This is a genomic window from Acinetobacter sp., from assembly GCF_039596015.1.
GTDB lineage: Bacteria > Pseudomonadota > Gammaproteobacteria > Pseudomonadales > Moraxellaceae > Acinetobacter.
This window is the reverse complement of record NZ_JBCNKN010000014.1, coordinates 1-12,691: the sequence shown is the minus strand read 5'-3', so window position 1 is coordinate 12,691 and position 12,691 is coordinate 1. Positions and strand designations below refer to the sequence as shown.

9 protein-coding genes and 4 tRNA genes are annotated in these 12,691 nt (G+C 40.3%); 11 read left to right on the top strand and 2 right to left on the bottom strand.

Annotated elements, in window-relative coordinates:
* Positions 1-362: 362 nt before the first annotated feature.
* From trpA to ABDV70_RS11595, 4 genes are read left to right on the top strand one after another with little or no spacing between them, the layout of a single operon-like run.
* A complete protein-coding gene (gene trpA / locus ABDV70_RS11610; protein ID WP_343597911.1) occupies positions 363-1,160 on the top strand; it encodes a tryptophan synthase subunit alpha in 798 nt (265 codons plus the stop codon).
* A gap of 2 nt (positions 1,161-1,162) precedes the next feature.
* On the top strand, positions 1,163-2,056 hold the full coding sequence (accD, locus tag ABDV70_RS11605) for an acetyl-CoA carboxylase, carboxyltransferase subunit beta (RefSeq protein ID WP_343597909.1): 894 nt from the start codon (positions 1,163-1,165) through the stop codon (positions 2,054-2,056).
* A 1-nt stretch (position 2,057) separates the two neighbouring features.
* Positions 2,058-3,332: a bifunctional tetrahydrofolate synthase/dihydrofolate synthase gene (folC, locus tag ABDV70_RS11600; RefSeq protein WP_343597907.1), complete on the top strand. Its 1,275-nt coding sequence runs from the start codon at positions 2,058-2,060 to the stop codon at positions 3,330-3,332.
* Positions 3,332-4,405 (top strand): SPOR domain-containing protein, encoded by a 1,074-nt coding sequence (locus tag ABDV70_RS11595; RefSeq protein WP_343597905.1) that lies wholly within the window; start codon positions 3,332-3,334, stop codon positions 4,403-4,405. Before folC ends, ABDV70_RS11595 begins: the two co-directional genes overlap by 1 nt.
* 9 nt (positions 4,406-4,414) lie before the next feature.
* Here the strand turns inward: ABDV70_RS11595 and ABDV70_RS11590 are convergent, their stop codons facing one another.
* The gene (locus ABDV70_RS11590) at positions 4,415-4,987 is read right to left on the bottom strand and encodes a dual specificity protein phosphatase family protein (protein ID WP_343597978.1); all 573 of its coding nucleotides are present in this window, start codon (positions 4,985-4,987) and stop codon (positions 4,415-4,417) included.
* A gap of 118 nt (positions 4,988-5,105) precedes the next feature.
* The gene (locus tag ABDV70_RS11585) at positions 5,106-5,744 is read right to left on the bottom strand and encodes a peroxiredoxin (protein ID WP_343597903.1); all 639 of its coding nucleotides are present in this window, start codon (positions 5,742-5,744) and stop codon (positions 5,106-5,108) included.
* 280 nt (positions 5,745-6,024) lie between these two features.
* Here ABDV70_RS11585 and secA point away from each other — a divergent pair, with 280 nt between their 5' ends.
* The 7 genes from secA (at position 6,025) to ABDV70_RS11550 (ending at position 11,454) form a co-directional block, all read left to right on the top strand.
* Complete coding sequence (gene secA, locus ABDV70_RS11580) at positions 6,025-8,757, top strand: preprotein translocase subunit SecA (RefSeq protein WP_343597901.1); 2,733 nt, start codon at positions 6,025-6,027, stop codon at positions 8,755-8,757.
* Positions 8,758-8,880: 123 nt separating this feature from the next.
* The gene (locus ABDV70_RS11575) at positions 8,881-9,240 is read left to right on the top strand and encodes a hypothetical protein (RefSeq protein WP_343597899.1); all 360 of its coding nucleotides are present in this window, start codon (positions 8,881-8,883) and stop codon (positions 9,238-9,240) included.
* 333 nt (positions 9,241-9,573) lie between these two features.
* Complete coding sequence (gene argJ, locus ABDV70_RS11570; RefSeq protein WP_343597898.1) at positions 9,574-10,794, top strand: bifunctional glutamate N-acetyltransferase/amino-acid acetyltransferase ArgJ; 1,221 nt, start codon at positions 9,574-9,576, stop codon at positions 10,792-10,794.
* A gap of 255 nt (positions 10,795-11,049) precedes the next feature.
* Positions 11,050-11,126 (top strand) — tRNA-Pro (locus tag ABDV70_RS11565).
* A 59-nt stretch (positions 11,127-11,185) separates the two neighbouring features.
* Positions 11,186-11,262: transfer RNA gene (locus ABDV70_RS11560), tRNA-Arg, on the top strand.
* A gap of 35 nt (positions 11,263-11,297) precedes the next feature.
* Positions 11,298-11,373: transfer RNA gene (locus ABDV70_RS11555), tRNA-His, on the top strand.
* A gap of 4 nt (positions 11,374-11,377) precedes the next feature.
* Positions 11,378-11,454, top strand: a tRNA-Pro gene (locus tag ABDV70_RS11550).
* Positions 11,455-12,691: the final 1,237 nt, after the last annotated feature.

Here is a 12,691-nt window from a genome sequence, read left to right as displayed (position 1 = left end):
GATGTCGGTGTGAAGAAAAATCCTAAAAATAGAAAACTGGAATATCTGACAATAGCTTTTGCTATTAAAAAAAGACAAGATTTTTTAATCTATATTGATGTTTTTATAAATTTTTTTGTTAAAAAAGCCAATAAAATAGGCATAAATCTGAATTATGGAATTTCCCGAAATTAGGTATCTTTGATCATTGAGAAAAACTATTAAATATTGATTAATGTACCTTGCGGATTGTTCCAAAAATGTTGAATACAATCGGGCGAATATTGGCGCTGTGCAATGCATAAAAAATAGCGTTACAATGCGGTGTCGTGTCGAACACACAGCACAACTTTATTTTTTTGTATGCAAGGAAAGTAAACCCTATGTCACGTCTAGCCACACGTTTTAATCAGCTTCAATCTCAACAGCGAAAAGCTTTGGTTTCTTATGTTATGGCGGGTGACCCTCATCCTGAAGTTACGGTTCCATTATTACACCGTATGGTTGAGGCTGGGGTAGATGTAATTGAACTGGGATTACCTTTTTCTGACCCAATGGCAGATGGCCCAGTGATTGCACTTGCAGCAGAACGTGCATTGGCAGGTGGTACAAATACACTTGATGCATTGGCGATGGTGAAAACCTTTCGTCAAAAAGATCAGGAAACACCTGTGGTTCTAATGGGCTATTTAAACCCTGCTGAAGTGATTGGCTATGAAAAATTCATTGCACAAGCAGCTGAAAGCGGTGTCGATGGCATTTTACTGGTTGATTTACCTCCTGAAGAAGCGGGTGAATTTAATCAGGTATTAAAACGTCACGGTTTAGATCAGATTTTCCTTTTGGCGCCAACTTCAACCGATGAACGTATTCAACATGTTATTCAGCAAGCAAGTGGTTTTATTTACTACGTTTCACTAAAAGGGGTCACTGGTGCAGCGACCTTAGATACAGCTGAAGCAGCAGCCCGCATTGCAAAAATCAAAACACAAACCTCTATTCCTGTTGGTGCGGGTTTTGGAATTAGCGATGCACAATCAGCGAAAGCCATGGGCGCTGTCGCAGATGCTGTGATTGTTGGAAGTGCTTTGGTTAAGCCTTTTTCAACATTGCCACCAGAACAAGCCGCAGATCAAACGGTTAATAAAATCAAGGAGCTTCGAGCTGCGCTCGATGAGTAAGTATGAATCAAGAAGTTAAAGCAGGCAAAGTTCTGAATCCATCGACGCCTTGGACTGAACGTCCTGTTCCAGGAATTCATGTGCCAGATGCGCAAGAAACGTTAAAAGCTTCTTTTAGTGAGCCAACGGTTGAGTGTCCAGAATGTCATTCATTAACGACACTGACAGCAATGGCATTTAATGCGCATGTGTGTCCACAATGTGACGAACATTTGCGCATGAAAGCACGTGACCGTTTAACTTGGTTCTTTGATCAGGTGACGACTGAATTAGGTCAGGAATTTGTAGCAAAAGATCCACTTCATTTTGTTGACAGCAAACCGTACCCAGTACGTATGCAAGAAGCACAAAAGAAAACAGGTGAATCTGAAGCTTTGGTTGTCATGCAAGGCACGCTTAAAAATGTACCAATGACTGCATGTGCCTTTGAATTTGATTTCATGGGCGGTTCAATGGGAACTGTCGTTGGTGACCGTTTTGTTCAGGCTGCTGAAAGTGCGATTGCAAAAAAACAAGCATTCATCTGTTTTGCTGCATCAGGCGGTGCACGTATGCAAGAAGGTATGTTGTCTCTTATGCAAATGGCTCGTACTGCGGCTGCAATTGAAAAAGTCAAAGCGGCAGGCCTACCGTATATCGTGGTCTTAACACACCCTGTATATGGTGGTGTAACTGCGTCATTGGCAATGCTTGGCGATGTTCACATTGCAGAACCAAAAGCAATGATTGGTTTCGCGGGTAAACGTGTAATTGAGCAAACTGTACGTGAAAAACTTGAAGAACCGTTCCAACGTGCGGAATATTTGCTTGATCATGGTGTGGTCGATCAAATTGTTCATCGTCATGCATTACGTGATACTGTATACAGAATCGTAAGTAAATTGATGAACATCTAAATTGAATATCAGTACCCCTTTACAATCTGATGATCTACTCACATGGCTCAACTATTGGGGTCATGTGCATGTAACAGGAATCGACCTAGGACTCGAACGTGTCATTCCTGTTGCTGAAAAATTAAAAGTTACTCGCCCAAAAGCGAAGGTCATTACTGTTGCAGGAACCAATGGTAAAGGCTCAACGACAACAACAATCGCAGCTATTTTGCAGCAAGCAGGCTATAAAGTTGGCTTGTATCAATCCCCACATATTTACCATTTTAACGAACGAGTCAAAGTCTCTGGAAAAGAAGCAGAAGATCAAACCTTGATTGATGCTTTTGTTCAGGTAGATCAGGCTCGACGCGAATGCGGTTTGAGCCTGTCTTTCTTTGAGGCGACTACATTGGCGGCTTTCCAGATTTTTGAGCAACAACAATGCGATGTTTGGGTGCTTGAAGTTGGACTTGGTGGGCGTCTGGATGTTGTCAATGTGATTGACCCTGATCTTGCCGTGATTACCAATATTGGTTTGGATCATGTGGATTGGTTAGGGGATACCATCGAAAAAATTGCCTTTGAAAAGGCAGGGATTATCCGCCCACAGATTCCTGTTATCTTTGCTGGCAATCAAGATTTACCCCAAGCGATTCAAACCAAGGCACAACAAGAACAAGCCCCGCTTTATGTTGTTAACCGTGATTACTTCTACCAAGACCATGAAGATGGTAGCTGGAGCTTTGCATCTCCTGCAATGACCATCAAACTTCCTCGTGGTAATTTGGCTTTGGAAAACCTGTCGACCGCCGTCGCAGCGGTACTTCTGAGTGGTTTAAACGTATCTGATCAGCATATCCGAGAGGGTGTTGCGAAAGCAAAAATTGCAGGTCGTTTTGAAGTTCGGGAAATCCAAGGAAAAACGGTCGTTTTTGATGCAGGACATAATCCGCATGGTGTTGAATTTTTGTTAAAGCAATTGCAGAAATTCATGCAATGCAATAAACAGTACACAGATGTTGTGGCAGTTTTTTCCATGTTGGCCGATAAAGATATTCATTCGGTTGTACAGTTATTGAAACCTGTTGTTTCTGAATGGAAAATAGCTGAGATGACCGTTCCTCGTGCTGCTAAACTAACGCAGTTGCAAGAAGCACTACAAGGAACACATACACAACAATTGACGAATGTTGCTGAAGCATTTCAGATTGCCCTTGAACAAGTGCAGTCACATCAGCTTATTTTGGTTTGTGGTTCGTTTCATACTTTGGAAGCGGTTTGGGAGTACATCGGATAATGTCAATGAATAGCAAACAACGCTGGATGGGTGGCGTTGTTTTATTAGGTGGTGGCGTCTTATTGGCAGCATTACTCTTTAAAGGCTCACAGGAGTTACAACATAAAGATGTTGCTACTGTGGCGCAGCCAACAACGGCTCCTGCAAAAACTGCTGCAAAGCCGGGGGAAATGCAATCCTTACAACCATTGACTGTAGATGTTGAAACAGAAAAACGTCTGCTTGAAGAACAGCGACGTGCACGTGAACGCGCAGTAGCTGAGCAAGAAGCCCGTACACAACAATATTTGGCACAGCAACAACAGGCTGAGGCAAATGCAGCGAGTAAAGCCGCTGAAGAATATGCTGAAATTAATAAACGTCGAATTAAAGAACAAGACAGCTCTGACAATATCCCACCTGAGATAGGTGGGGGAAAAAGTAAATTAAATGCGGAAACTGCTGCAAAGACAAAAGTGGCCAAGTCTACGACAACACAAAATGATGCTGATACGAAAAAATCAGCCGATGATGCAAAGCATAAGGCAGATTTAGCACTAAAGAAAAAAGCGGATGAAGATGCCGCACAACGTAAAGCAGATTTGGCTGCAAAAAAGAAAGCCGATGAAGAAGCACAGCATAAAGCTGATTTAGAAGCAAAAAAACGTGCCGAAGCGAAACGACAAGCGGAAGAAGACAAAAAGCAGGAACAGGCTGAGTTAAAAGCCAAGAAAAGAGCTGAAGAGAAAAAGCAAGAAGAGTTAGACGCAAAAGAAGCAAAAAAGGCAGCAGAAAAGAAAAAAGCTGAAGCCGAAAAAGCGCGAAAATTAATGGATGGTGATGAGCATAAAAAATGGATGGTTCAGGTTGCTCTGGCAGGTAACCAAGCCAATGCCGACTCCATTGTGGCGAAGCTGCGAGCCAAAGGCTATAAAGTGGTGACTAGCCCGACATCAAAAGGAATTCGAATTATGGTGGGTCCTGCAAAAGACCGTGATACTGCTGATAATTCACGTAAAAAAATTCAGGCGGACAGTAGTTTAGGAATGAAATCTGCTTGGGTCATTGATTGGGTTCCACTCGACCAGCGTTAAGTTTTACTCTTAAAGAGGTGGATTGAGCTGTTGCTGAATCCACTGGATATTTTCTGGAGTAAATAGCTGCTCAATATTCTTCCAGATGGGATGAAACCCATAGCCGCCATATTTCATTTCAGCCAGCGCATCTTGTCTGGACCAATGTTCAAATATAATTCGATACATTGCAATAGCTGCACCTGTACGGTCAGAACCGTGATAACAATGAATTAAAACACGCTGATGCTGTTGCTGAGCCTGCTGTAATGCTTGCATGACTTTGAGTAAATCTTCACGCTGCATCCGCCACGTATGGATCGGGATATTTTGCAGATGGATGTTATTGTTTTTCAATAAAACTAAATCGGTATTGGTTGTTCTTAAGTTAATGATCAGGTCAATTTGATGTTGTTGAAGCATTGGAATCAACTGAGTCGTTGGATGCTGACTCCGAAAAACCCAAGGGCTGACCTGATAAAAATTATAGTGAGCATTAATCGGGCTTGCCCATGTTGTGGGACGTATAGTGGCGGTGGGTGAAGTACAAGCTTGAAGCCCTAAAACCAAACCCACACTACCGAAGATAAGACTTTTTTTGATACTGAACATTGGTCAATCATGAATATCTCTATAACGACCATTTATAGCATGCTTTTATGCGTAAAAACATGCAAAAAACTATTCAAACACATGCAGTTGGTTGAACAGAAAATATCTTTTATTTATTGGGTTGTGGTGTAAAACGTAAATATGGCGTAACAGCCTTATAGCCTTTCGGAAAGCGTTGTTTTAACTCTTGTTCATCTTTGATAGATGGCACAATTACAACATCTTCACCTTGCTGCCAGTTTGCTGGCGTTGCAACTTTGTAATGATCCGTGAGTTGCAATGAATCGATGACACGTAAAACTTCATTAAAATTACGCCCTGTCGATGCAGGATAAGTAATAATCAAACGTACTTTTTTATTCGGATCAATAATCACCAAAGAACGAACGGTGGCTGTTTCACTCGCATTTGGGTGTAAAAAACCATATAACTCAGATACCTTGCGATCCTGATCAGCAATAATTGGAAAGTTAACAGTCGTATTTTGCGTATGATTAATATCTTTGATCCAACCTTGATGAGACTCCACATCATCCACAGAAAGGGCAATGGCTTTGACATCGCGTTTTTCAAATTCATCTTTGAGTTTTGCTGTAAACCCTAATTCTGTCGTACACACAGGGGTATAGTCAGCAGGATGTGAAAATAAAATTCCCCAGTGATCACCTAAAAAGTTATAAAAATCAATTTCACCAGTACTTGACTGCTGCTGAAAATTTGGAGCGATATCGCCTAGACGTAAAGACATGATAATTTACCTCGGTGGGTCTTTTGTTTTTAGAGATAAATCATGTTGCGCCTGTTTTTTAAGCATTAAAAATATTGTTTTTGCATTTTGATATCTATAAAAGTGCTAAAGGAGCAGGAATCAGGCAGGTCAAAATATGGGTGAAGGAAAAGGATATTTCTTTGATGAATAAAAAAAGTAGCGGTTTTTACGCAAAAAACTTGTACTTCAAAAAACTAACTCCATAATAGAGACAAATTATTAATTTATTTTTGATTACCAAAATTTAGAGAGTTTATTCATGTTGGCAAGTCTGATCGGAGGTATCTTCGGTACAAAAAATGAGCGTGAACTTAAACGGATGCGTAAAATTGTCGAAAAGATCAATGCGCTCGAACCGACGATAGTCGCGCTTAGCGATGCAGACTTATCTGCAAAAACTCAAGAATTTAAAGATCGTTACCAGTCTGGGACAAGTTTGGACGACTTATTACCAGAAGCGTTTGCCGTTTGTCGTGAAGCAGGTAAGCGTGTCATGGGGATGCGTCACTATGACGTACAGTTGATTGGTGGTATTACCTTACACGAAGGTAAAATTGCTGAAATGCGTACTGGTGAAGGTAAAACCTTAATGGCAACGCTGGCGTGTTACCTCAATGCTTTAAGCTCAGAAGGGGTGCATGTCATTACGGTCAACGACTATTTGGCACAACGTGATGCTGAATTAAACCGTCCATTATTTGAGTTTTTGGGGTTAAGCGTAGGGACAATTTACTCTATGCAAGCGCCTGAAGAAAAAGCGCAAGCGTATCGTGCCGATATTACCTATGGTACCAATAACGAATTCGGTTTTGACTACCTTCGTGACAACATGGTGTTCTCATTAGCCGAGAAAAAACAACGCGGCTTAAGCTATGCCATCATTGATGAAGTCGATTCTATCTTAATTGATGAAGCCCGCACACCGTTGATTATTTCAGGTCAAAGTGAAGACTCATCTCAGCTTTATGCAGCAATCAATACGATTGCGCCAAAATTGCATCCGCAAAAAGAAGAAAAAGTGGTTGATGGCGGACATTTCTGGATTGATGAAAAGCAACGCTCTGTTGAAATGACTGAAATCGGTTATGAAACAGTTGAGCAAGAACTCATTAAAATGGGCTTGCTTGAAGAAGGTGAAAGCTTATATTCAGCAACCAATCTAAATCTGGTTCACCACGTTTCAGCTGCGATTCGTGCGCATTTCCTTTTCCAACGTGATGTACATTATATCGTTAACAATGGTGAAGTCGTAATTGTCGATGAACATACTGGACGTACCATGCCAGGGCGTCGTTGGTCTGAAGGCTTGCATCAGGCGGTCGAAGCAAAAGAAGGTTTGGAAATTCAACCTGAAAACCAGACACTTGCAACAACAACATTTCAAAACTATTTCCGTTTATACAAAAAACTGTCAGGTATGACAGGGACAGCAGATACCGAAGCCGCGGAAATGAAAGAAATTTATAGTCTGGATGTGGTTCTTATTCCAACCCACCGTCCAATGGTTCGTCAAGACCATAACGATTTAATTTATTTAAACCGCGATGGCAAATACAACGCGATTGTGGCAGAAATTAAACGGATTCAAGAAACTCAAGCACCAATTTTGGTGGGTACTGCAACCATTGAAGCCAGTGAAGCTGTATCTCAAAAATTGACTGCTGCGGGCATCAAACATGAAGTCTTGAATGCCAAACAACACGAACGCGAAGCAGACATTATTGCGCAAGCGGGCAGTCCAGGTTCTGTGACCATTGCAACCAACATGGCAGGTCGTGGTACGGACATTTTGCTTGGTGGTAACTGGAAAGCCAAACTTGCAAAAATCGAAAATTCAACACCAGAAGATGAGGCTCGCCTAAAAGAAGAATGGCAACGAGATCATGAAACTGTACTCAATGCAGGTGGTTTGCACATCATTGGTTCAGAACGTCATGAATCACGCCGTATCGACAACCAGTTACGTGGACGTGCTGGTCGTCAGGGTGACCCTGGGGTATCACGTTTCTATTTGTCTCTAGAAGATGACTTGATGCGTATTTTTGCGGGTGATCGTGTAGTCGGTATGATGCGTGCCATGGGATTGAAAGAAGACGAAGCCATTGAACATAAAATGGTGAGTCGTTCAATTGAAAATGCACAACGTAAAGTTGAAGCACGTAACTTCGATATTCGTAAAAACTTGCTTAAATACGATGACGTAAATAACGAACAACGTAAAATTATCTACAGACAGCGTGATGAAATTCTTGCAGAAAATACATTGCAAGATTACATCGAAGAAATGCATCAATCAGTGATGAAAGGGTTTATTGCTAATTTTATCCCACCAGAATCTATTCATGATCAATGGGATATTGAAGGCCTCGAAGCGGCATTGGAAAAAGAACTCAATATTCAATTGCCAATTCAACAATGGTTAGATGAAGACCGTCGTTTAGATGAAGAAGGTCTGGTTGAACGCATTACTGACGAAGTGGTAGCACGTTACCGTTCGCGCCGTGAGCAAATGGGCGAAGAATCAGCTCCAATGCTTGAACGTCATTTCTTGCTGAATTCACTAGATCGCCACTGGAAAGATCATTTGGCGGCAATGGATTATTTACGCCAAGGGATTCATTTACGTGGTTATGCACAGAAAAACCCTGAGCAGGAATACAAAAAAGAAGCCTTTAACTTATTTGTAAATATGTTGGGCATTGTGAAGTCAGATGTTGTTAATGATTTATCTCTAGTTCATATTCCTTCGCCAGAAGAAATAGCCCAACTTGAAGAGTATCAACAACAGCAAGCGGACTCAATGCGATTGACATTCGAACATGATGAAGTTGATGGCTTAACAGGTGCTATTTCTGTAGGGAATAATGCGGCAGAAGATCATAATTTAGGATCAGATTCTTCAGAATTGGCATTTGAACCACCTGCAAGCCGTAATGCGCCATGCCCATGCGGATCTGGTTTAAAATACAAACAGTGTCACGGAAAAATCTAAACGCCCATTTTACAAAAGCAGAACAAGAGTTCTGCTTTTTTATTTCATGGAACATGGGTTTGCAGATTAAATTCAAGTAAACTAAACCGCATTTGATAATTCAACACGAGTCATGGTCAAATTATGATGAATATAATAAAACCTACATTATTGTCTGTATTGCTTCTACCTGCTTTGGCTTTTGCAAATGAAGCACAACCTTTTACAACAAGTGTGAAAAATGTATTGGTTGCAAAAGGAACAACCTCAGCAGAGGCTGTAGTCAAAGGTGGATCAACAACAGTGATCAGCCCACGCACAGGCATTCGTTATACTTTGGGTGAAACCAACGGTCGTCCAATCACCATTCAAACCGCTGCAATTGCACCAGCAACGACTGCAAATGTTCAGCGTATCGTTGCAACGAATCCTGCATTATCAAGCGAAAGCCAACAAATGGCAGAGCAGGCACTTTTAGCAATGCCATCAGCACCGCAACAATAAAAGCAATGCTTTAAAACCACATTTAAATTAGACACCTAGCATCTAATTTGAAGGGACCTATTCATTATAGATCATTGTGAATAGATTCAGCAGATACTTAAGGCTTCATACCAATTTGGACTTAATCGAGGTTCAAAACGGCATGAAGCCTTTTTGTATGGGCATATTTGAATATGATTAAGGTAACTTTATTCTATCGATTGCTAGTTAAAGTCAAAACTCTGGTCAGTTTTTAAAAATTCTAGTTGTAAACATCAAAGCTTAACTCGATTTTTTACCTTATATCTAATAAGCTAAAGCTTCTTTATTATTCATTGAAGTGGATCATTCAAGATGGCTGTTGGTGACGTGTCAATGCCACATATGCATGTGGTTAAAGGTGTCAAAATTGGTTCTACAGAAGCGCATGTACGTTATCCAAATCGACGAGATTTAGTAATTTTTCAATTTGCTGAAAACACAAAAGTTGCAGGTGTATTTACCCAAAATGCTTTTTGTGCTGCACCCGTTCAAGTTTCAAAAGCACATCTTCTAGAAACAGATCCTCGTTATCTTGTGATTAATACAGGAAATGCCAATGCAGGCACAGGGGCGTTGGGCTTGAAAAATGCACAACAAACATGTCAGGCATTGGCAGATATTGCAGGCGTAACTGCTACGCAAATTTTACCATTCTCTACAGGTGTAATTGGCGAACAATTACCAATGCCTCGCATTCTAGCAGGACTAGAACCTGCGATTTCTGACCTGTCAGAAGCTCATTGGGATGCTGCTGCAAAAGGCATTATGACCACAGATACCACACCTAAAGGTGCTTCAGAGCAATTTGAACTTGATGGTGTGATCTATACCATGACCGGAATTAGCAAAGGCGCAGGCATGATTCGCCCAAATATGGCAACAATGTTGTCTTTTGTGGCAACCGATGCACCAATTGCAAAAAATCTGGTGCAAAAACTATTAAAAACATCGGTAGATCAATCATTCAACCGAATCACCATTGATGGCGACACTTCGACAAACGATTCTTGCATATTTGCTGCAACAGGTCAGGCTGGGGGCGTAGAAATCAGCTCGGAGCAAGATGCACGTTATAGCACTGTTCTTGAAGTGCTAAGTCGCATCATGAAACGACTGGCACAACTTATTGTCCGTGACGGTGAGGGTGCAACCAAATTTATTACAGTTACCGTTGAAGGCGGACAAAACACAGAAGAATGTTGCGAAGTTGCATACAGCATTGCGCATTCTCCATTGGTTAAAACGGCAATCTTCGCTTCAGATCCAAACTGGGGACGAATTTTATGTGCCATTGGTTATGCAAAAATTCAAAACCTAGATGTCGAAAAAGTACAAGTATGGCTTGATGAAGTCCAAATTTGTAAAGATGGTGGCGCGGCAGCGGACTATACAGAAGAAGCTGGAGCACAAGTGATGCAACAAACTGAAATGACAATTCGTGTCAATTTAGGTCGAGGTGATGCAAAAGACACTGTCTATACTTGTGATTTGTCTTATGACTACGTCAAAATCAATGCAGACTATCGTTCTTAAACTTTATTCTGGATACAAAATAGCCCGTCATTCTTGATGGGCTATTTTATTTGCACAAAAATATCATATTGATAACAAAGAAAAATGTATAAAAAATAGCTTTTTTATGAAAAGTTATCCTAATCTGCTGAATAAATAGTCTTTTAATGCAATAAAAGCGATTTTTTTTTAAATAGGGTATTGACCAAACCAATCGTCCCGCCTAGAATGCACACCGTACCGCACGATGTGCGATACAGAAAAAGCTGAGATAATCGGAGCATAGCACAGCCTGGTAGTGCACCTGGTTTGGGACCAGGGGGTCGTAGGTTCGAATCCTACTGCTCCGACCACTTAAATTAAGTTTTAAGTTCGGCGGAAGTATCGCGTGATAAGTTTTATCATCGGTCATGCGCCTGTAGCTCAGTTGGATAGAGCATCCGCCTTCTAAGCGGATGGTCACAGGTTCGAATCCTGTCAGGCGCGCCATTCATGGTTGTCTGATATATAGAACTTGCGTTATGGTGGATGTAGCTCAGTTGGTAGAGCCCCGGATTGTGATTCCGGTTGTCGTGGGTTCGAGCCCCATCATTCACCCCACAGACGGAGCATAGCACAGCCTGGTAGTGCACCTGGTTTGGGACCAGGGGGTCGTAGGTTCGAATCCTACTGCTCCGACCAATTTAAAAAAACCGCTTAATTGCGGTTTTTTTATGTCTGAAAAATAAGATTTATCTATATTTATTAAAAATCAAATAGTTAAAATAATAAAGAGGTTTGTGTGGCCATGCTTCATGAATAAGTTGTTTTAGAGCAAGTTACAGATTCTAATTAATTCAAATAGTGAAAAAGTTGATTTGGGAAGAAAAAAGACAAGCACAATCAATAGTAGTTATTGCACTACAGTCATAACTTTAGTCTTTATATTTTGTGTAGTGTTTAACTTTTTGGTATAGCTGCTCTTTTTTTAATTTACATCTATCTATGAGTGATTTCTAAACTAAAACCTTTGGTCTTAAAAGTTCGCTTTGCTCAATTCGGTATTGTGGTAGCTACTTTATCTTGAGCTGGCATAACCATGTCCATTAAAAAAAATAAAAAACATTCTTTTTGATTTGGAAGCAAGGCAAAGCAACTTTAAAAAATTACCTTGTTACCGACATGTGATCTGCTTTGTTGAAAGCTGTATTTGAGGAAAGTTAAATATTTAATCTAAATGAAGAAGTGGCATAGTGAATATTTTGTGAAATGAGATATCTAGGTGGATATGTTTTTTGTGTGGCTAATCCCAGAAATTATTGTCTGATATAGCAATCTTGAAAGAAATGATCAAAGTGCTGTCGCTTTGGTGGTATCTGTATAGGGGAATCTATTGATGTTGATAGACTTTGATAATTTTTGAACCCCAAGGAATTTCTATACTTATATAAGTTTTGTTTTATGAATAAATTTTTAGCTGCTTTAATTTGATGAAAAAAATAATCATGGCAAGAAACGAACGAAGATAGGCGCTTAAGGATTAACCAAAACATAGCAGAATATGCATGTACGAAGGGAAAACACATAAAAAACTAGCGAAATAGCTCAAAAAACGTTCTCTTAAATAATAAAACTAAAAAAAGGGGTTGTATTGGAATGGGAATACTGTAGAATGCACATCCATCGGCGGTGATGCAGATAAAAACTTGTTGATTAACAAGGATTTAGCTTGGTAGTTAAATTTTTAGATTGATTGGATGAGTTTTAAAAAATATCGAAATTACCTGTTGACTTTTAAGAGATTAAGAGTAGTATAGCCGACCTAGCTTGCTGGTGACGAACTGGTGAGAAGATCATTAAAGAATTGATAAGAACAACTTGTGTGGATTTTTACTGACAATTTATCGAAAGAAATTTCATTGATTGAATGGTAAGAATT

Excerpts from the sequence above, each read along its gene's own strand:
- trpA (WP_343597911.1), top strand. The coding sequence starts at position 363 with ATGTCACGTCTAGCCACACGTTTTAATCAGCTTCAATCTCAACAGCGA.
- accD (WP_343597909.1), top strand. The coding sequence starts at position 1,163 with ATGAATCAAGAAGTTAAAGCAGGCAAAGTTCTGAATCCATCGACGCCT.
- ABDV70_RS11595 (WP_343597905.1), top strand. The coding sequence starts at position 3,332 with ATGTCAATGAATAGCAAACAACGCTGGATGGGTGGCGTTGTTTTATTA.
- ABDV70_RS11585 (WP_343597903.1), bottom strand. The coding sequence starts at position 5,744 with ATGTCTTTACGTCTAGGCGATATCGCTCCAAATTTTCAGCAGCAGTCA.
- secA (WP_343597901.1), top strand. The coding sequence starts at position 6,025 with ATGTTGGCAAGTCTGATCGGAGGTATCTTCGGTACAAAAAATGAGCGT.
- ABDV70_RS11575 (WP_343597899.1), top strand. The coding sequence starts at position 8,881 with ATGATGAATATAATAAAACCTACATTATTGTCTGTATTGCTTCTACCT.
- argJ (WP_343597898.1), top strand. The coding sequence starts at position 9,574 with ATGGCTGTTGGTGACGTGTCAATGCCACATATGCATGTGGTTAAAGGT.